The sequence below is a fragment of the Pseudomonas sp. RA_15y_Pfl2_54 genome (genome assembly GCF_963971015.1).
GTDB lineage: Bacteria > Pseudomonadota > Gammaproteobacteria > Pseudomonadales > Pseudomonadaceae > Aquipseudomonas > Aquipseudomonas baetica_A.
Genome location: NZ_CAXAPN010000006.1, coordinates 128403 through 149502, shown reverse-complemented (window position 1 = coordinate 149502; position 21100 = coordinate 128403). Strand labels below are relative to the sequence as shown.

General features: G+C 60.5%; 14 protein-coding genes. 12 read left to right on the top strand and 2 right to left on the bottom strand.

All coding sequences use genetic code 11. The features are described from left to right. Positions 1–179 precede the first annotated feature (179 nt). Positions 180–2399 (bottom strand): primosomal protein N', encoded by a 2220-nt coding sequence (locus AACY50_RS06520; protein WP_339494825.1) that lies wholly within the window; start codon positions 2397–2399, stop codon positions 180–182. Between the two features lie 284 nt (positions 2400–2683). On the opposite strand from AACY50_RS06520, the gene rpmE reads away from it, so the two are divergent. The 3 genes from rpmE to AACY50_RS06505 all read left to right on the top strand — a co-directional run bounded on the left by rpmE (position 2684) and on the right by AACY50_RS06505 (position 5178). Continuing rightward, a complete protein-coding gene (gene rpmE, locus AACY50_RS06515) occupies positions 2684–2911 on the top strand; it encodes a 50S ribosomal protein L31 (protein WP_339432957.1) in 228 nt (75 codons plus the stop codon). 14 nt (positions 2912–2925) lie between these two features. Further along, entirely contained in the window at positions 2926–3726 is an 801-nt protein-coding gene (locus AACY50_RS06510; RefSeq protein ID WP_339538319.1) for a thermonuclease family protein, read from the top strand. A gap of 183 nt (positions 3727–3909) precedes the next feature. Next, on the top strand, positions 3910–5178 hold the full coding sequence (locus tag AACY50_RS06505) for a malic enzyme-like NAD(P)-binding protein (protein ID WP_339432955.1): 1269 nt from the start codon (positions 3910–3912) through the stop codon (positions 5176–5178). 220 nt (positions 5179–5398) lie between these two features. On the opposite strand, the gene AACY50_RS06500 is transcribed toward AACY50_RS06505, so the two are convergent. Then, complete coding sequence (locus AACY50_RS06500; RefSeq protein WP_401159729.1) at positions 5399–7843, bottom strand: penicillin-binding protein 1A; 2445 nt, start codon at positions 7841–7843, stop codon at positions 5399–5401. Between the two features lie 219 nt (positions 7844–8062). Here AACY50_RS06500 and AACY50_RS06495 point away from each other — a divergent pair, with 219 nt between their 5' ends. The 9 genes from AACY50_RS06495 (at position 8063) to gltB (ending at position 21076) form a co-directional block, all read left to right on the top strand. Further along, positions 8063–9127 (top strand): pilus assembly protein PilM, encoded by a 1065-nt coding sequence (locus AACY50_RS06495; protein WP_339464012.1) that lies wholly within the window; start codon positions 8063–8065, stop codon positions 9125–9127. Then, complete coding sequence (locus AACY50_RS06490) at positions 9127–9693, top strand: PilN domain-containing protein (RefSeq protein ID WP_339464015.1); 567 nt, start codon at positions 9127–9129, stop codon at positions 9691–9693. The genes AACY50_RS06495 and AACY50_RS06490 overlap by 1 nt, the downstream gene beginning before the upstream one ends. Further along, the gene (gene pilO, locus AACY50_RS06485) at positions 9690–10313 is read left to right on the top strand and encodes a type 4a pilus biogenesis protein PilO (RefSeq protein WP_339432951.1); all 624 of its coding nucleotides are present in this window, start codon (positions 9690–9692) and stop codon (positions 10311–10313) included. The genes AACY50_RS06490 and pilO overlap by 4 nt, the downstream gene beginning before the upstream one ends. Further along, positions 10310–10837: a pilus assembly protein PilP gene (locus AACY50_RS06480; RefSeq protein ID WP_339432950.1), complete on the top strand. Its 528-nt coding sequence runs from the start codon at positions 10310–10312 to the stop codon at positions 10835–10837. Before pilO ends, AACY50_RS06480 begins: the two co-directional genes overlap by 4 nt. A 13-nt stretch (positions 10838–10850) precedes the next feature. Continuing rightward, positions 10851–12932 (top strand): type IV pilus secretin PilQ, encoded by a 2082-nt coding sequence (gene pilQ, locus AACY50_RS06475; protein ID WP_339432949.1) that lies wholly within the window; start codon positions 10851–10853, stop codon positions 12930–12932. Between the two features lie 4 nt (positions 12933–12936). Beyond that, positions 12937–13455: a shikimate kinase AroK gene (aroK, locus tag AACY50_RS06470; protein ID WP_339538317.1), complete on the top strand. Its 519-nt coding sequence runs from the start codon at positions 12937–12939 to the stop codon at positions 13453–13455. A gap of 152 nt (positions 13456–13607) precedes the next feature. Beyond that, the gene (gene aroB, locus AACY50_RS06465) at positions 13608–14708 is read left to right on the top strand and encodes a 3-dehydroquinate synthase (RefSeq protein ID WP_339432948.1); all 1101 of its coding nucleotides are present in this window, start codon (positions 13608–13610) and stop codon (positions 14706–14708) included. A gap of 10 nt (positions 14709–14718) precedes the next feature. Then, positions 14719–16281, top strand: coding sequence for an AAA family ATPase (locus AACY50_RS06460; protein WP_339432947.1), 1563 nt, complete (start codon positions 14719–14721; stop codon positions 16279–16281). A 349-nt stretch (positions 16282–16630) separates the two neighbouring features. After that, complete coding sequence (gene gltB / locus AACY50_RS06455) at positions 16631–21076, top strand: glutamate synthase large subunit (RefSeq protein WP_339464017.1); 4446 nt, start codon at positions 16631–16633, stop codon at positions 21074–21076. Positions 21077–21100: the final 24 nt, after the last annotated feature.

Genomic DNA, 21100 nt, shown 5'->3' with positions numbered 1-21100 from the left:
GGGCATTATCCGTTGCGAAGACGGGCTTGCCAACCTTAGCAGGCAGCTTATGGATATGTGGTGACAATTCGGGCCTTTTCGCGAGCAAGCCCGCTCCCGCAAGGGATCGGTGCCAGACACATAATGTATGAATGCCGCAGATCCAATGTGGGAGCCTGCTCGCGAAGGCGATCTTCAGGTCAATACAGATCCACGGGATCGACATCCAGCGACCAGCGCACCGCCCGCCCACTCGGCATCTGTTCCAGCACCAGCAACCAACTGGCGAGCAACCGATGCAGTGGCCCCCGTGCTGTCGCCTGTAAAAGCAATTGCGCACGGTAGCGCCCCGCCCGCCGTTCCATCGGTGCCGGCACCGGCCCGAGCAATTCGATCCCGCTCAGGTTCTGCTCAGCCAACAAACGTTCGGCCTCGCTGCATGCCTCATCGAGAAAGCCTTCGGCCTGCCCCGGCTTGTGCGCTTCGGCGCGCAACAGCGCCAGATGTGAAAACGGCGGTAGGCCGGCGGCGCGGCGCTCGCTCAACGCCTGTTCGGCGAACGCGAAGTAACCCTGCTCGGTCAGTTGCACTAATAAAGGATGGTCGGCCAAGTGCGTCTGAATGATCACTTTGCCCGGCTCTTCCGCTCGTCCGGCACGCCCGGCAACCTGAACGATCAACTGCGCCATTCGCTCGCTGGCGCGGAAGTCGCCGGAGAACAGCCCGCCGTCGGCATCGAGGATCGACACCAGCGTTACTCGCGGAAAGTGGTGCCCCTTGGCCAGCATCTGCGTGCCGACCAGAATGCACGGCTGGCCCTTCTGAATCGTCGCGAACAACTGATTCATCGCGTCCTTGCGCGAAGTGCTGTCGCGGTCAACGCGCAGCACCGGGTAATCGGGGAACAGAATCGCCAGCCGTTCTTCGGCACGCTCGGTACCGGCGCCGACCGGGCGCAGATCAACCTTGTTGCACTTGGGGCACTGGCGCGGCACGCGTTCGACGTAACCGCAATGGTGGCAGCGCAGTTCGCCGTGACGCTGGTGCACGGTCATCCGCGCGTCGCAGCGCGAACACTCGGACATCCAGCCGCAATCGTGACAGAGCAGCGTCGGCGCAAAACCTCGACGGTTGAGGAACACCAATACCTGTTGGCCGTTGGCGAGCGTCTGGCCGATGGCTTGCTGCATCGGGCCGGAAATGCCGCTGTCCAGCGGACGACTTTTTACATCCAGGCGCAGGAAGCGTGGTTGCTTGGCACCGCCGGCGCGCTCATTCAGTCGCAGGAGGCCGTACCGACCGGTGTAGGCGTTGTGCAGACTTTCCAGCGAAGGCGTAGCCGAACCCAGGACGATCGGAATGTTTTCCTGCCGCGCGCGCACCAGTGCCAGGTCGCGGGCGTGATAGCGCAGGCCTTCCTGCTGTTTATAAGAACCGTCATGCTCCTCGTCGATGATGATCAGGCCCGGGTTTTTCATCGGGGTGAACAGCGCCGAACGGGTGCCGATAATAATGTCGGCCTCGCCATCGCGGGCGGCAAGCCAGGCGTCGAGGCGCTCGCGGTCATTGACCGCCGAGTGCAGCAGGGCGATGCGCGCATTGAAGCGCTGCTCGAACCGCGCCAGGGTTTGCGGGCCGAGGTTGATCTCCGGGATCAGCACCAGCGCCTGCTTGCCGGCTTCGAGGGTCTCGCGGATCAGTTGCAAATAGACTTCGGTCTTGCCGCTGCCGGTGACACCGGCCAGCAGAAACGCGTGATAACTGTCAAAGCCTGCGCGAATCGCTTCATATGCGGCGCGTTGCTCAGTGTTGAGCGGTAATTCCGGCTGCGCGAGCCAGTGCTCGTGGCGTGCACCGGGTGCATGCCGGCGGATGTCGACTTGCACCAGATTCTTGGCCAGCAACAAATCGAGGCTGTCCTTGCTCAGCATCAGCTTGCTCAGCAACTGATGGGCAACGCCGTGCGGGTGTTGGGCCAGGGTGGCCAGTGCCTCACGTTGGCGCGGGGCGCGTGCGACACGCGGATCATCGAGGCTGGCGCCGGGGGTGATCGACCAGAAGCGTTCCTGCCGCGCTTCGGCCAGTTCGCCCTGACGCAACAGCACCGGCAGCGCCCAGCTCAGAGTGTCGCCAAGGCTGTGCTGATAATACTGCGACGTCCACAGGCACAGCTTGAACAGCGCCGGTGGCAGTGGCGGCGTGGTATCGAGCAGGGCCAGTGCCGGTTTGAGCTTTTCCACCGGCACTTCGCTGGTGTCAGTGACCTCGACCAGAATCCCGATCATCTCCCGCCGGCCGAACGGCACCCGCAGACGCATGCCTGGTTGTAACTGGGCGCGCAGCACGCCGGCCGGGGCTCGATAGTCGAACAGGCGGCGCAAGGGTGAAGGCAGGGCGAGGCGCAGAATGGCGTCGGGCACGCGGGGGTCTCTATCAACACAAAAGAAGGGCGAGCGCAGATCAATTGTGGCAGCGGGCGTGCTCGCGAATGCGGTGTGTCAGGCACCGTAATGTTGGGTGAGACGCCGCATTCGCGAGCAAGCCCGCTCCCACAGGAGAATGTGTTCGAGGCCGGGAGCCTAGCAGACGGTCGGTCTAAGGGACAGCTTGCACGATTGACATTGTCTGGTAGAATCCGCGGCCTAATTACGTGCGGTATTCAACAATAGTGTTGGATGGCGGCACGCTAGCTGAGGAAGACACCATGAAAGCTGATATCCACCCGAACTACCCAGAAATCGCTGTTACCTGCAGCTGCGGCAACAAATTCGAAACTCGTTCGACCTTCGGCAAAGCCTTGGCGATCGACGTTTGCAACGAATGCCACCCGTTCTACACCGGTAAGCAAAAGACTCTGGACACTGGCGGCCGCGTTCAGCGCTTCGCCGACCGTTTCGGTGCTTTCGGCAAGAAACCTGCTGCTGCAGAGTAAGGTTGAAGAGCCCGGTGGGCTGTTCCTCACTGCTGAAAAAGGCGTCCCTCGCGGGCGCCTTTTTTGTGTCCGCGATTTGGCTGTCCGCAGCGCAAGCCTTCTGTCCTGTGCCCTCGGGGCTGACTACCGTGGCAGTGCAGCGCGTGGTCGATGGCGACACCTTGCGCCTGAGCGACGGGCGCAGCGTACGCATGATTGGTCTCAACACGCCTGAACTGGGCAGGCAGGGTCGCAGCGACGAACCGTTAGCCGTGGCGGCACGCAAACGCCTCGAAGCGTTGGTGGCTGCCAGTGGCGGACGTGTCGGTTTGCTCCCCGGTAAGCAAGCGAAAGACCATTACGGTCGTACGCTCGCCCACCTCTATAGCGTCAGCGGCGCCAATCTTGAAGCGCAAATGCTCGCCGACGGCCTCGGTTTTCAGGTCGCCGTAGCACCGAATGTCGATTTGGTGGCCTGTCAGCAAGCCGCCGAGCGCAGCGCGCGACAGGCTGGGCGAGGCCTCTGGCGGCAATCACCTGTACTGAAAGCGGAGCAGATCCAGCGCTCGGGTTTCGCGGTGGTCAGTGGTCGTGTGAGCAAGGTGCAACGCAATCGAGGTGGAATCTGGATCGAGTTGCAGGGCGCACTTGTATTGCGCGTTGCACCCAATCTGGTCGGACAATTTGACAGCGCTCGCCTGCAAGCGCTGAAGGGCAAGCAAATCGAGGCTCGTGGCTGGGTGGTTGATCGTTCGCGTCGCGGTGGGTTGCAACCGGGTCAGCCGCGTTGGCTACTGCCACTGACCGATCCGTCGATGTTTCAACGCGCTCGCTGAGTAAACTTGTAGACATTTTTCCTGTTGATTGTGAACAGTCAAGCCCTTGCCCGCCGTGGCTCTTGGCCCAAAGTCGTAGGGCTGGGCGCTTGACAGGGGTGACTGCTCAGTCTTGTGGGGACTTTGCGAGGCGCGTATCCTCGCTGACCAGTCTGTCCAACAGTAAAAAAGCGGAATGCCAAAATGTCTGATCTGAAAACTGCCGCTCTCGAATATCATGCCAATCCTCGTCCGGGGAAGCTGAGTGTCGAGCTCACCAAGGCCACTGCTACCGCCCGCGACCTGTCGCTGGCCTACAGCCCCGGCGTAGCTGAACCAGTGCGTGAGATCGCTCGCGATCCTGAACTGGCCTACAAGTACACCGGCAAGGGCAACCTGGTTGCAGTCATTTCCGATGGCACCGCGATTCTCGGCCTGGGCAACCTCGGCCCATTGGCTTCCAAGCCTGTAATGGAAGGTAAAGGCGTACTGTTCAAGCGCTTCGCTGGCATCGACGTTTTCGACATCGAAGTCGACTCCGAAAGCCCGCAAGCCTTCATCGACACCGTCAAGCGCATTTCCATCACCTTCGGTGGCATCAACCTGGAAGACATCAAGGCACCCGAGTGCTTTGAGATCGAACGCGCTCTGATCGAGCAGTGCGACATTCCAGTGTTCCACGATGACCAGCACGGCACTGCAATCGTGACCGCTGCAGGCATGATCAACGCCCTGGAAATCGCTGGCAAAACCCTGGCTGACGCCAAGATCGTCTGCCTGGGCGCTGGTGCTGCTGCCATCTCCTGCATGAAGTTGCTGGTGAGCATGGGCGCAAGCATCGAAAACATCTTCATGGTTGACCGTACTGGCGTGATTCACTCCGGCCGTGACGACCTGAACCAGTACAAAGCCGTGTTCGCCCACGCCACCGAGAAGCGCACCCTGGCTGACGCTCTGAAAGGCGCTGATGTGTTCGTTGGTCTGTCCGGCCCGAACCTGCTGAGCGCGGAAGGCCTGCTGTCGATGGCGGCCAACCCGATCGTGTTCGCGTGCTCGAACCCGGATCCGGAAATCTCCCCGGAACTGGCGCACGCCACCCGTAACGACGTGATCATGGCCACCGGCCGTTCGGACTACCCGAACCAGGTCAACAACGTACTGGGTTTCCCGTTCATCTTCCGTGGTGCCCTGGACGTTCGCGCCAAGCGCATCAACGAAGAAATGAAAGTGGCTGCTGCCAACGCCCTGCGTGAACTGGCCAAACTGCCAGTCCCTCAGGACGTGTGCGATGCCTACGGTGGCGCCCCGCTTGAATTCGGTCGTGAGTACATCATTCCGAAGCCAATGGACCAGCGCCTGATCACCCTGATCTCCGATGCCGTGGCCAAAGCCGCCATCGAGACCGGTGTGGCAACCCTGCCGTATCCGAAGAACTACCCGCTGAAAAGCGTCGATGATGTGTTCAACGGCTAAGTCGTTGTAGCGCTTCAGCGAAAGCCCCGACTCGCAAGAGTCGGGGCTTTTTTGTTTCGGATGTCTCCTCGCGCGCAAGCCCGCTGCCGCAGGGGGGGCTCGCATAGTGGGTGCGCGAGCGGTTTTACCTGTGAAGAAGGCGGTTCATCCACTGCAAATCCTGAAGGCACAAAAAAGCCCCGCACTTCTCTCGAAGGCGGGGCTTGTCGGCGGTTCAGGATCAGAACAAATCGATTGGCGCCTGTTCATCCGCTGGCAACGGACTGCCCGGTGCGGTGCCGTTACCCAGTTCATTCACCGATGGCGGCGTGTCTTCGGCCTTGAACAGCTCGAAGTAGGCGCCCGGCGTGCTCGGTGTTGCCGCACGGCCGCTGACCGGATCAACCCGCAGGCTTAGGATGCCTTCCGGCTCAGGCTGCACGTGTGGCGGCTTGTCCTTCAGCGCAGCCGACATGTAGTTCATCCAGATCGGTAGCGCCACCGTGCCGCCGAATTCACGGCGGCCTAGGCTTTCCGGCTGATCGAAGCCTGTCCAGACCGTGGTCACGTAATCGGCGTTGTAGCCAGAGAACCAGGCATCTTTCGATTCGTTGGTCGTACCGGTTTTACCGGCGATGTCGCTGCGACCCATGGCCAGTGCGCGACGGCCGGTGCCGAGCTTGATCACGTCCTGCAACATGCTGTTGAGGATGTAAGTAGTGCGACCATCGACGATCCGCTCGGCCACTGCCGGCACTTGTGGTGCTGCTGTGTTGTCTGCGGATTCGCCCGGAACCGGCGCCGTGTCGACGGTGAGCGGTTGAGTGGCTGGCGCCGCGATGCCGTCCGTGGCCGAGCCGCCCTGCGGCACGGTTGGCGGGTTGGCGACGAACAGCGTGTCGCCATTGCGGCTTTCAATCTTGTCGATGAGATACGGAGTGATCTTGTAGCCGCCGTTGGCGAACGTGCTCCAACCGGTAGCGATCTCCATTGGCGTCAGGGTCGCGGTGCCCAGCGCCAGAGACAGGTTGGGCGGCAGATCCTGCTTGTTGAAGCCGAAGCGGGTGATGTAGTCGATGGTCTTGCCGACGCCCATCGCCTGCAGCAAACGGATCGACACGAGGTTGCGTGACTTGTACAGCCCCTCGCGCAGACGGATCGGACCCAGGAACGTGTTGTTGTCGTTCTTTGGTCGCCAGACCTTGTCCATGTATTCGTCGACGAAAACGATCGGTGCGTCGTTCACCAGGCTGGCGGCGGTGTAGCCGTTATCCAGCGCAGCACTGTAGACGAACGGCTTGAAGCTCGACCCCGGCTGACGCTTGGCCTGCATGGCGCGGTTGTAGTTGCTCTGCTCAAAGGCAAAACCGCCGACCAGGGAGCGAATCGCACCGTTCTGAGGATCCAGCGACACCAGCGCACCTTGCGCTTGCGGAATCTGGCTGAATTTCAGCGAATTGTCCTTCTGGCGCTGTACTCGCACCAGGTCGCCGACCTGCGCGACATCCGACGGCTGACGCGGGGTGGCGCCCATGCTGTTGGTGTTGAGGAACGGCCGCGCCCATTTCATGGTGTCCCAGGCGACATGTTCTTCACCGGTACGGGTCAGCACTTGCAGGCCGTTCTTGTCGACCTGGGTGACGATCGCCGGTTCCAGGCTGCTGATGGTGCGCTGTTTGGTCAATTCGTTGGCCCAGGCTTCGCGGGTTTTGCCCGGCAAGCGCGATTCAGGGCCGCGATAGCCGTGACGCTGGTCGTAGGTCATCAAACCTTCGTGCAGCGCAGTGTTGGCCATTTCCTGCAGGTTGCTTGGCACCGTGGTGGTGACGCGGAAGCCTTCGGTGTAGGCGTCGCTCCCATAGCGACCGACCATTTCGGCGCGGGCCATTTCGGCGATGTACGGCGCGTTCACTTCTGGCGTCGGTACGTGATAGCTGGCGTTCAGCGGTTCGTTGACCGCGGCGGTGTAGTCCGCCTCGCTGATCTTGCCGAGTTTGTACATGCGCCCCAGGATCCAGTCGCGGCGTTCTTTGCTGCGCACCGGGTTCGCCAGCGGGTTGAAGCGCGACGGGGCTTTTGGCAGGCCGGCGATCATTGCCATTTGCGCCAGGCTGATGTCGCGGATCGACTTGCCGTAATACACCTGCGCCGCCGCCTCGATGCCGTAGGCGCGGTTGCCCAGATAGATCTTGTTCACATACAGCTCAAGAATCTCGTCCTTGGTCAGCTGTCGTTCGATTTGCAGGGCCAGCAAGATCTCGGTGGTTTTGCGCGAGAAGCTGCGTTCGCTGCTCAGGAAGAAGTTCTTCGCCACCTGCATGGTGATGGTGCTGCCGCCGGACTGAATGTGGCCGCTTTTGACCAATTGCGTCGCGGCGCGCATCAGGCTGCTCGGATCGACACCGTAGTGATTGGCGAAATTGTCGTCTTCAGCACTTAGTAACGCATTAATGAAATTGGGGGGAATGTCGGCGAAACGGATCGGAGTCCGGCGCATTTCGCCAAATTCTGCGATCAACTTGTTGTCGCTGCTGTAGACCCGCAGTGGAATCTGCAACTGAATGCTTCTCAGCGCCTCCACAGATGGCAAACCCGGACTAAGGTAAAGATACGCGCCGCTGAGACCTAATAGCAGTCCGCAGAAAACGGCGACGATGGACCAACCGAAAAATTTCAGCAGACGAATCAAGGCTTTTGGACATCCAGGGCAAAGAATGAATTTGGCGACGGGGTTCCGGCTATACACAGAACGGCCCGCGCTGGCAGTAAAAAGCGGAAAAAATCGCTGGGCATTATAAGCACTTTTCTGCCGGAGGCGTCATTGGCGCTTCTGTCAAGACGGGGTGAAGGAACGCAATGCGTATTACAGAGTCCGTAACTCACGGAAAGTCATAGGGAATTGGTAGTGCTGGGACTCTTCAATAAAAAGGCCAATACGTTACTGGGGATCGACATCAGTTCCACGTCGGTGAAGCTGCTGGAGTTGAGCCGTCAGGGTGACCGCTACCGGGTCGAGGCATACGCGGTGGAGCCGTTGCCAGCTAACGCTGTGGTCGAGAAAAACATCGCCGAGCTCGAAGGTGTCGGCCAGGCGCTGAGCCGGGTGCTGGTCAAGGCGCGCACCAGCAACAGGAGCGTGGCGGTGGCGGTGGCCGGTTCCGCGGTCATCACCAAAATCATCGAAATGGACGCCGGACTGTCAGACGACGAGCTGGAAAACCAGCTCAAGATCGAAGCTGACCAATACATACCCTATCCGCTGGACGAGGTTGCTATCGACTTTGAAGTCCAGGGCGTGTCGCCGCGCAACCCCGAGCGAGTCAACGTGTTGCTCGCTGCCTGCCGAAAGGAGAACGTCGAAGTCCGTGAAGCAGCCCTCGCGCTCGCCGGGCTGACGGCTCGCGTGGTGGACGTCGAGGCGTATGCGCTGGAACGCTCGTTCGGCCTGCTCGCGACGCAACTGGCGGCCTCCCAGGAGCGCCTGACCGTGGCGGTGGTCGACATCGGCGCAACCATGACCACCCTCAGCGTTCTGTACAACGGCAAGATCATCTACACCCGAGAGCAACTGTTCGGCGGTCGTCAACTGACCGAAGAAATCCAGCGTCGCTATGGCCTGACCGTCGAGCAGGCGGGGCTGGCGAAGAAACAGGGTGGCCTTCCCGACGACTATGTCAGCGAGGTGTTGCAGCCATTTCGTGAAGCGCTGGTGCAGCAGGTTTCGCGTTCGTTGCAGTTCTTCTTCGCCTCAGGGCAGTACAACGCGGTCGATCACATTCTGCTGGCCGGCGGCACCGCATCGGTGTCGGGTCTGGATAGATTGATCGAGCAGCGCCTCGATACGCCGACTCAGGTGGCCAATCCTTTTTCCGACATGGCCTTGAGCAGCAAGGTCAACGCCGGGGCCCTGGCCAGTGACGCGCCGGCCCTGATGATTGCCTGCGGGCTCGCGCTCAGGAGTTTCGACTGATGGCGCGGATCAACCTTTTACCCTGGCGTGAGGAGCGCCGCGAAGCACAGCGCAAACGCTTCCTGCTGGTGCTGACGGGCGTGTTGGTCGGCTCTGTGGGCGCAGTGTTTATCGCCGATCAGATCATCAATACGGCCATCGCCCGGCAAGCGGCCCGTAACGACTACATTGGCAAACAGATTGCTGTAGTCGACGAGCGGATCAAACAAATCAGCGAGCTTAAGGCTCATCGCCAACAATTGCTCGAGCGCATGAACATCATCCAGGACCTGCAGGGCAACCGGCAGGTCATCGGGCGGATTTTCGATCAACTGGCGCGCACTTTGCCCGATGGCGTGTATTTCACTGACGTGAAAATGGCTGGTAAAACCCTGTCGATCAGTGGGGCGGCGGAGTCGAACAATCGTGTTTCCGAGTTGATGCGCAATCTGGAGGCGTCCGACTGGTTCGAAGCGCCGAGTCTGAACGAAGTGAAGGCCGCTTCAGCCGACCAGGTGGAGCAGGCCAACGTCTTTCAATTGACTGTTCGTCAGACCCAGCCCATGACGCTGGAGGGCGAGCAATGAAGCCGTCCGAATGGCTGGAGAGTCTGCGCAACGTCGATTTCAACGATCTGGACACCAGCAACATCGGTTCCTGGCCGGCCGCGGTGAAGGCCATCGCCGGCGCGCTGGTGATGGTTCTGGTATTGGCGTTTGGCTATAACTTTTTCATCAGCGACATGGAAAACCAACTTGAGGCCAGGCGCCTGGAGGAGGCCGCGCTCAAGGAGCAGTTCGCCAGCAAGGCGCACCTGTCGGCCAATCTCGAGTTGTACACCCAGCAGATGAAGGAAATGGAAAACTCCTTCGGCGTGTTGTTGCGGCAATTGCCGAGCGACACTGAGGTGCCGGGTTTACTGGAAGACATCACCCGCACGGGATTGGGTAGCGGCCTGGAGTTCGAGGAGATCAAACTGCTGCCGGAAGTGACTCAGCCGTTCTACATCGAACTGCCGATCCAGATTACCGTCACCGGCTCCTATCACGATCTTGCCACTTTCGTCAGCGGAGTGGCCGGGTTGCCGCGTATTGTCACGCTGCATGATTTCGAACTGGCACCGGCCAATAAGGAAGGCGGGCCGAAGCTGCGCATGAGCATTCTTGCCAAGACTTACCGCTATAACGACAAGGGGCTGCAGAAATGACCCTGACTCGTTATCTCGCGCTGTCGGCGGCGCTGCTGGCATTGAGCGGGTGTGGCGGCAGCGAAGGTTTCAGTGACCTCGACGCCTATATGAATGAAGTGCGTCTGCGCCCGGCGGGCAAGATTGAACCCACGCCGACATTCCACACTTACCCGAAATTCACGTATAGCGCCGCCAATCTGCGCAGTCCGTTCTCACGTCAGGTGCGTGTCGATCTGGCCGGGCAGAAGCACGGTTCGCGCAACGTCAAACCTGACCCGAACCGGGTCAGGCAATACCTCGAAGGCTTCAACATCGAGCAGTTTGAAATGGTCGGCACGATTTCCAATGCCAACCGCTCCTTTGCGCTATTGCGCGGGGCGGGCGGGGTGCATCGGTTGAAGGTCGGCGACTACCTGGGGCGCAACGACGGGCGCATCGTTGCCATCAGCGCCACTCAGGTCGATGTCATTGAAATCGTGCCCGACGGCGAAGGCGCCTGGCTGGAGCGTCCACGCACCATTCCTTTGAAAGAGCACTCTTAGTGGAAGTCGAATAATGAACAGGATTTTCTCCACCCTCGGTTTTTCGCTATGGATAGCGCTGATGTCGCCGATGGTAATCGCGGCCAATCTGAAGACGCTGGACGTGGCGGCATTGCCGGGTGATCGCGTCGAACTGAAGCTGTCGTTCGACGGCCCTCCACCGCAACCCAAGGGCTACACCACCGAATCCCCGGCGCGGATTGCCCTGGATTTGCCCGGTGTAGCCAGTCATTTGGCCAAAAAGAATCTCGATCTGGGCCGCGGCAATGCGCGCACGGCCACGGTGGTTGAAGCCAAGGATCGCACCCGCCTGATCGTCAGCCTGACGCAGCTTGCGCCTTACAGCACGCGGGTCGAGGGTAAGAATCTGTTCGTGGTGGTAGGTCAGGGGGCTCCAGCGGCCACGCCGCGTTCCGCCGCTGTTGCAGCGCCGCGCGTGACCACGGCGGCGCCTCCCGCCACGGCGTTCGTCGCCAAGGCCCGAGCCATTCGCGGCGTTGATTTTCAGCGCGGTACCGCAGGCGAGGGCAACGTGGTCATCGACCTGTCTGACCCGACCATCGCCCCGGATATCCAGGAGCATGATGGCAAAGTCATCCTCAGCTTCGCGCGCACCCAGTTGCCCGACAAGTTGCGGGTGCGCCTCGACGTCAAGGATTTCGCCACGCCTGTGCAGTTCGTCAATGCTGCCGCGACCGGCAATCGTGCAATCATCACCATCGAGCCCAGCGGCACTTTCGATTACTCCACATTCCAGACCGACAACAAGCTGACCGTCAGCATTCGTCCGATGACGATGGACGACCTGCAAAAACGCAACGCTGACCGTCAGGCCTACACCGGCGAAAAACTCTCGCTGAATTTTCAGGACATCGACGTACGTTCGGTGCTGCAACTGATCGCTGATTTCACCAACCTCAACCTCGTGGCCAGCGATACGGTGCAGGGCGGCATCACCTTGCGCCTGCAAAATGTGCCGTGGGACCAGGCACTGGATCTGGTGTTGAAAACCAAAGGGCTGGATAAACGCAAGATCGGCAATGTGCTGCTGGTGGCGCCGGCCGATGAGATCGCCGCCCGTGAGCGCCAGGAGCTGGAATCGCAGAGGCAGATCGCTGAATTGGCACCGTTGCGCCGTGAACTGCTGCAGGTGAACTACGCCAAGGCCGCGGACATCGCCAAGCTGTTCCAGTCGGTGACCAGCGCCGAGGCGAAAATCGACGAGCGCGGTTCGATCACCGTCGATGAACGCACCAATAACATCATTGCCTACCAGACTCAGGATCGTCTTGATGAGCTGCGGCGGATCGTGGCGCAATTGGATATTCCGGTGCGCCAAGTGATGATCGAGGCACGAATCGTTGAGGCCAACGTCGATTACGACAAAAGCCTGGGCGTGCGCTGGGGCGGCTCCATCCAGAACAAGGGCAACTGGAACACGTCTGGTGTGAGCAACGGTTCTTCCACCACCATCGGAACGCCGGGCAGCACCAGCACCAACTCGCCGTTCGTCGACATGGGCACCGTCAACAACACGTCCGGGATTGGTATCGCTTTTATCACTGACAACGTGTTGCTCGATCTCGAGCTGACGGCCATGGAAAAAACCGGCAACGGCGAAATCGTCTCGCAACCGAAAGTCGTTACCTCCGACAAGGAAACCGCCAAGATCCTCAAAGGCACCGAGATTCCCTACCAGGAGGCCAGCTCCAGCGGCGCCACCTCGGTGTCGTTCAAGGAGGCTTCGCTGTCGCTGGAGGTGACGCCACAGATCACGCCAGACAACCGCATCATCATGGAGGTCAAGGTCACCAAGGACGAACCGGACTACCTGAACAAAGTGCAGGATGTCCCGCCGATCAAAAAGAACGAGGTCAACGCCAAGGTGCTGGTCAATGACGGCGAAACCATCGTGATTGGGGGCGTTTTCTCAAATACTCAAAGCAAGGTCGTAGATAAGGTGCCATTTCTTGGCGATGTGCCGTATCTTGGCCGCCTTTTCCGGCGTGATGTGGTTTCGGAGAAAAAATCCGAGCTGCTGGTATTTCTCACTCCGCGTATCATGAATAACCAGGCGATTGCTGTGAGTCGTTGATTCTGTGCGAAATTTGATTCTTGTAGGACCGATGGGCGCTGGAAAAAGCACCATCGGCCGGTTGCTGGCCAAAGAGCTGCGCCTGCCGTTCAAAGATTCCGACAAGGAAATTGAACTGCGCACGGGCGCCAATATCCCGTGGATCTTCGACAAGGAAGGCGAGCCGGGCTTTCGCGACCGTGAGCAGGCGATGATCGCCGAACTGTGCGGATTCGATGGCGTGGTGTTGGCGACCGGCGGTGGCGCAGTCATGCGCGATGCCAACCGCAAGGCCCTCCATGACGGCGGGCGTGTGGTGTATTTGCACGCCTCTATCGAACAGCAGGTTGGCCGCACCTCCCGCGATCGCAATCGGCCGTTGCTGCGCACCGCTGATCCGGCGAAAACCCTGCGAGACCTGCTCGCGATCCGTGATCCTCTTTATCGGGAAATCGCCGATCTGGTGGTGGAAACCGACGAACGGCCGCCACGCATGGTGGTGCTCGACATTCTCGATCGCCTGGCGCAGCTTCCACCCCGTTAAAGCATCGCCCGAAATGCGCTATCCTCGGCGTCCTGTCACAGCCCGTCGAGGTTGTGGCGGATGGCGTGCGAGCGGCGTCATACCCGCTATAGGCCGCAGACAACCAATAATTCAGGGCAGGACGCCTGCTTCCATCTTCACTGTGGGGACACATGCAGACACTCAAGGTCGATCTAGGCGAGCGCAGCTACCCGATTCATATTGGCGAAGGTTTGTTGGATCAGCCGCAACTGCTGGCTCCGCATATTCACGGGCGGCAGGTGGCAATCATCTCCAATGAGACCGTTGCGCCGCTCTATCTCGAACGTCTGACCCGCAGCCTGGCGCAGTTCTCGGTGATTTCCGTGGTGTTGCCCGACGGCGAAGCCTTCAAGAACTGGGAAACCCTGCAACTGATCTTCGACGGTCTGCTGACCGCCCGTCATGACCGCCGCACGACCGTTATTGCCTTGGGTGGCGGTGTGATCGGCGATATGGCCGGTTTCGCCGCGGCCTGTTACCAGCGTGGCGTCGATTTCATCCAGATTCCCACCACTTTGCTGTCCCAGGTCGATTCGTCGGTGGGCGGCAAGACCGGTATCAATCATCCGCTGGGCAAGAACATGGTTGGCGCGTTCTATCAGCCGAACGTGGTGCTGATCGATACCGCTTCCCTGAAGACGCTGCCCGAGCGCGAGTTGTCGGCGGGGCTGGCGGAAGTCATCAAGTACGGCCTGATATGCGACGAGCCGTTCCTGACCTGGCTCGAAGACAATGTAGACGCCTTGCGCGCACTGGATCAAAAGGCCCTGACGTACGCCATCGAGCGCTCCTGCGCAGCCAAAGCTGCGGTGGTCGGCGCTGATGAGAAGGAAACCGGCGTACGCGCCACGCTCAACCTCGGTCACACCTTCGGCCACGCCATCGAGACCCACATGGGCTATGGTGTCTGGCTGCATGGTGAGGCGGTGGCGGCTGGCACCGTGATGGCGCTGGAGATGTCCGCGCGTCTGGGCTGGATCAGCGAGCAGGAGCGTGATCGCGGTATTCGCCTGTTCCAGCGTGCAGGTCTGCCGGTGATCCCGCCTGCCGAAATGACCGAAGCCGATTTTCTTCAACACATGGCAATCGACAAAAAAGTGATCGACGGTCGCCTGCGCCTGGTGCTGCTGCGCCGGATGGGCGAAGCGGTAGTGACCGACGATTATCCGAAAGAGGTTCTACAGGCCACGCTGGGAGCGGATTACCGCGCCTTGGCACAGCTTAAAGGTTAATAAGATTCCGATGACTAGTTTGCATGCCGACGAGGCGTTCCTCGGCCATTTTCAGTTAAGTCACGATCCCTTCGCGCCGCGGGTGCCGGGCTTCAAGTTCTTTCCGGCCCAGCGCAAACCGGTGCTGGGACAATTGCATCATCTGGCGCGTTACAGCCAGTTGCTGCTGGTGGTCACCGGCCCGGAAGGCAGCGGCAAGACCCTGCTGCGTCAGGCGCTGGTCGCCAGCACCAACAAACAATCTGTGCAGAGCGTGGTGGTTTCCGCCCGCGGTGCTGGTGATGCGGCTGGCGTGCTGCGCCAGGTGGCGCAGGCGCTGAACGTCGCTCAGGCCGATGTCGCTGCGATTCTGGATCAGGTGGTGCAACTGGCGCTGACCGGCCAGGAAGTCTATCTGCTGGTGGACGATGCCGAGCAACTCGACGAATCGGCCCTCGATGCGCTGATGGCACTGGGTGCCGGCGCGCCGGAAGGTCGCCCGCATGTATTCCTGTTCGGTGAATCGTCGCTGATCGCTCAACTCGAGGCTTTGCAGCTCGAGGAAGAACGCTTCCACGTCATCGAGTTGCAGCCTTACACCGAAGAAGAGACCCGCGAGTATCTCGACCAACGGCTCGAAGGTGCAGGCCGGGGTGTCGAACTTTTCACCGCGGATCAGATCTCTGATATTCACGAAAGCGCCGAGGGTTGGCCGGGTAACATCAACCAGGTCGCTCGCGATGCTCTGATCGAAGTCATGATTGCCAGCCGCTCTGCGGTCAAGCGTCCAAGTATGGGGTTTAACATGCCGAAGAAACACGTATTGGCGATTTCTGCCGTCGTTGTGGTCGCGGTTGCCGCCGCCTGGTTGATGCCGGGTCGCAGCAAGGCACCCACCACCGGCGCGCCGGCCAATGAGCAGGCTCAACTGCCATTGGGTCAGGGCGCAGCGAATGGCGGTGCTCCAGCGGTCGAATTCGCCGGTAATACACAGCCGATGCCGTTACCGCTGGTCGGCAACTCGCAACCCGTCATGCGCGGCCCATTGGCCGAAGCGGCTGGCGGTATCACTGAAGGCGACGACGGCGTGCCATTGGAAGGCTCCAGCGATACGCCGCCAACCGTGACCACTTCGGCGCCACCGGCGGGTGTTCCGGCCGGTCCTGCACCGACGCCGGCACCGACGCAAATCGCCACTGCCAAGCCTGCTCCGGCAGCGCCAGCAGCCAAACCGGCTCCAGCGCCTGCCAAGCCAGTGGCAGCCGCTAAACCGGTCGAGAAGCCGGTTACTGTCGCCAAAGCCGCCGGTGGCAGCTGGTACGCCGGGCAACCGACGGGCAACTACGTGGTGCAGATCCTCGGCACCAGCTCCGAAACGAGCGCACAAAACTTCGTCAAAGAGCAGGGCGGCGAGTACCGTTATTTCAAGAAAATGCTCAACGGCAAGCCTCTCTACGTGATCACCTACGGCAACTTCGCCAATCGTGACGCGGCTGTTTCTGCCATCAAGGCCTTGCCAGCGAAGGTTCAGGCTGGTAAACCTTGGCCTCGCACTGTCGCCAGCGTCCAACAGGAACTGGCAACAACTCGCTGAAGATTCGGCGGCCTTACCCAGGCCGCCTCTCCAAGCACCTCAAAATTTCTACGAGTGCGCGCGTCCTTCCAGGTCGCGTGCCTTGTGGTGTCTGCGTCACAGTAGTCTTTGAGTCGTTGCGGTCAAAATTAAAAAAGTTTTGACTAGCACAGCAGATCGCTTTAAACCTTTCACAAATGCGACATGAATTTGCGACATTTCGTCGTCAAATTTGTGAGCCTCTGTGTGGCTGTGTACAATGACCACCCTTTTGCCCCCGCTAAGCCGGCGTACGTTCGGCGCGGAACGCAAGTGGTTGAATTGAAAAGAAATTTGCCTCGAAAAGAGGCAGCCTGGTGAGAAAGTGTCTATGAAAGCAGGTCTGTACCAACCAGATGAATTCAAGGATAACTGCGGTTTCGGCCTGATAGCCCATATGCAGGGCGAGCCCAGTCATACCCTTTTGCAAACGGCCATTGAGGCCCTGACCTGCATGACCCACCGCGGTGGGATTAATGCCGACGGCAAGACCGGTGACGGTTGCGGTCTGCTGATTCAAAAGCCCGATGCGTTCCTGCGTGCGATTGCCCAGGAAGCCTTCAGCGTCGAACTGCCCAAGCAATATGCCGTGGGCATGGTCTTCTTCAATCAGGATCCGGCCAAGGCCGAAGCCGCTCGCGAGAACATGAACCGCGAGATCCTCGCTGAAGGCCTGCAACTGATCGGCTGGCGCAAAGTGCCAATCGACACCAGCGTCCTTGGTCGCCTGGCCCTTGAGCGCCTGCCGCAGATCGAGCAGGTCTACATCGGCGGCGAAGGCCTGAGCGATCAGGACATGGCGGTCAAGTTGTTCAGCGCCCGCCGTCGTTCGTCGGTGGCCAATGCCGTCGACTCCGACCACTACATCTGCAGCTTTTCGCACAAGACCATCATTTATAAAGGCCTGATGATGCCGGCCGACCTGGCCGCGTTCTATCCAGACCTGAGCGACGAGCGCCTGCAAACCGCGATCTGCGTGTTCCACCAGCGTTTCTCCACCAACACCCTGCCGAAATGGCCGCTGGCTCAGCCATTCCGCTTCCTCGCCCACAACGGCGAGATCAACACGATCACCGGTAACCGTAACTGGGCGCAGGCCCGTCGGACCAAGTTCACCAACGATCTGATGGATCTGGAAGAACTCGGTCCGCTGGTCAACCGTGTCGGTTCCGACTCCTCGAGCATGGACAACATGCTCGAACTGATGGTCACCGGCGGCATCGACCTGTTCCGTGGCGTGCGGATGATCATTCCGCCTGCGTGGCAGAACGTTGAAACCATGGACCCGGATCTGCGTGCGTTCTACGAGTACAACTCGATGCACATGGAGCCGTGGGACGGCCCGGCCGGCGTGGTCATGACCGATGGTCGCTACGCGGTGTGCCTGCTTGACCGTAACGGTTTGCGCCCGGCGCGCTGGGTCACCACCACCAACGGTTTCATCACCGTTGCTTCGGAAATCGGCGTCTGGAACTACCAGCCAGAAGACGTGATCGCCAAGGGCCGTGTCGGTCCGGGGCAGATCCTCGCCGTGGACACTGAAACCGGGCAGATCCTCGACACCGATGCGATCGACAACCGCTTGAAATCCCGTCATCCGTACAAGCAATGGCTGCGCAAGAATGCCCTGCGCATTCAGGCGACCATGGAAGACAACGATCACGGTTCGGCTTTCTACGACGTCGATCAGCTCAAGCAATACATGAAGATGTATCAGGTCACGTTCGAGGAGCGCGATCAGGTCCTGCGTCCGCTTGGCGAACAAGGCTACGAAGCCGTGGGCTCGATGGGCGACGATACGCCGATGGCCGTGCTGTCCCAGCGCGTGCGCACGCCGTACGACTATTTCCGCCAGCAGTTCGCGCAGGTCACCAACCCGCCGATCGACCCGCTGCGTGAAGCCATCGTGATGTCGCTGGAAATCTGCCTCGGTGCCGAGCGCAACATCTTCCAGGAGTCGCCGGAACACGCCTCGCGCGTGATCCTCAGCTCGCCGGTGATTTCCCCGGCCAAGTGGCGCTCGTTGATGAATCTCGACCGCCCGGGCTTTGAGCGGCAGATCATCGACCTCAACTACGACGAAAGCGTCGGCCTCGAAGCGGCCATCCGCAATGTGGCCGATCAGGCTGAAGAAGCCGCGCGCGCCGGTCGTACCCAGATCGTCCTGAGCGACCGCCATATCGCGCCGGGCAAACTGCCGATTCACGCCTCGCTGGCCACCGGTGCGGTACACCACCGCCTGACCGAAAAAGGCCTGCGCTGCGATTCCAACATCCTCGTTGAAACCGCGACCGCACGCGATCCGCACCACTTTGCCGTGCTGATCGGTTTCGGCGCCTCGGCGGTCTATCCGTTCCTGGCTTACGAAGTGCTGGGCGACCTGATCCGTACCGGTGAAGTGCTGGGCGACCTCTACGAGGTGTTCAAGAACTACCGCAAAGGCATCACCAAAGGTCTGCTCAAGATCCTGTCGAAAATGGGCATCTCGACTATCGCTTCGTACCGCGGTGCGCAGTTGTTCGAAGCCATCGGCCTGGCCGAAGAAGTGTGCGAGCTGAGCTTCCGTGGCGTGCCGAGCCGCATCAAGGGTGCACGTTTCGTCGACATCGAAGCCGAGCAAAAGGCACTGGCCACCGAAGCCTGGAGCCCGCGCAAGCCGATCCAGCAGGGCGGCCTGCTGAAGTTCGTCCATGGTGGCGAATACCACGCCTACAACCCGGACGTGGTCAACACCCTGCAAGCCGCCGTGCAGCAGGGCGACTACGCCAAGTTCAAGGAATACACCTCGCTGGTGGACAACCGTCCGGTGTCGATGATTCGCGACCTGTTCAAGGTCAAGACCCTCGACACGCCGCTGGACATCAGTGAAATCGAACCGCTGGAATCGGTGCTCAAGCGCTTCGACTCCGCCGGTATCTCGCTGGGCGCCCTGTCGCCGGAAGCTCACGAAGCCCTGGCCGAAGCCATGAACCGCCTCGGCGCGCGTTCCAACTCCGGCGAAGGCGGCGAAGACCCGGCGCGTTACGGCACCATCAAGAGTTCGAAAATCAAGCAGGTCGCCACTGGACGTTTCGGCGTGACGCCGGAATACCTGGTCAACGCCGAAGTGCTGCAGATCAAGGTCGCCCAAGGCGCCAAGCCGGGCGAGGGCGGGCAACTGCCGGGCGGTAAAGTGAACGGGCTGATCGCCAAGCTGCGCTATGCAGTGCCGGGCGTAACGCTGATTTCGCCACCGCCGCACCACGACATCTATTCGATCGAAGACTTGTCGCAGCTGATTTTTGACCTCAAGCAGGTCAACCCGAAGGCGCTGGTTTCGGTGAAACTCGTCGCCGAAGCGGGCGTCGGCACCATCGCTGCCGGTGTGGCCAAGGCCTACGCGGACTTGATCACCATCTCCGGCTACGACGGTGGCACCGGTGCTTCGCCGCTGACCTCAATTAAATACGCCGGTGCTCCGTGGGAACTCGGCCTGGCTGAAACCCACCAGACCCTGCGCGGCAACGACCTGCGCGGCAAAGTCCGGGTGCAGACCGACGGTGGCCTGAAAACCGGCCTCGACGTCATCAAGGCTGCCATCCTCGGCGCCGAAAGCTTCGGCTTCGGTACTGCGCCGATGATCGCGCTGGGCTGCAAATACCTGCGCATCTGCCACCTGAACAACTGCGCCACCGGCGTCGCGACGCAGAACGAGAAGCTGCGCAAGGATCACTACATCGGCACCGTCGACATGGTGGTGAATTTCTTCACCTACGTCGCCGAAGAAACCCGTGAGTGGCTGGCCAAGCTCGGCGTGCGTTCCCTCGAAGAGCTGATCGGCCGCACCGATCTGCTGGAAATCCTCGAAGGCCAGACCGCCAAGCAACACCACCTGGATCTGACCCCGCTGCTGGGCAGCGATCACATCCCGGCGGACAAACCTCAGTTCTGCGGCGTTGAGCGCAACCCGCCATTCGACCAAGGCCTGCTGGCCGAGAAAATGGTCGAGATGGCGTCGTCGGCGATCAATGACATGAGCGGCGCCGAATTCGACCTGGACATCTGCAACTGCGACCGTTCGATCGGCGCGCGGATCTCCGGTGAAATCGCGCGCAAGCACGGCAACCAGGGCATGGCCAAGGCGCCGATCACCTTCCGTTTCAAAGGGACGGCGGGTCAGAGCTTCGGCGTGTGGAACGCCGGCGGTCTGAACATGTACCTGCAAGGCGATGCCAACGACTACGTCGGCAAAGGCATGACCGGCGGCAAACTGGTCATCGTGCCGCCGAAGGGCAGCGTCTATCAGACTCAGAACAGCGCCATCATCGGCAACACCTGCCTGTACGGCGCCACGGGCGGCAAGCTGTTCGCCGCTGGCACCGCAGGTGAGCGTTTCGCCGTGCGTAACTCAGGTGCCCACACGGTTGTGGAAGGCACTGGCGATCACTGCTGCGAGTACATGACCGGTGGTTTCGTCTGCGTCTTGGGCAAAACCGGTTACAACTTCGGTTCTGGCATGACCGGTGGTTTCGCCTACGTGCTTGATCAGGACAACTCTTTCGTTGACCGGGTCAACCACGAACTGGTGGAAATCCAGCGGATCAGCGGCGAGGCGATGGAGGCCTATCGCAGCCATCTGCAAAACGTGCTGAACGAGTACGTCGCCGAAACCGACAGCGAGTGGGGGCGTGAACTCGCCGAGAACCTCGATGACTACTTGCGCCGTTTCTGGCTGGTCAAGCCGAAGGCTGCCAACCTGAAATCGTTGCTTTCCAGCACTCGTGCCAACCCGCAGTGATATGCGCCTGAAGAGTTTGATGAG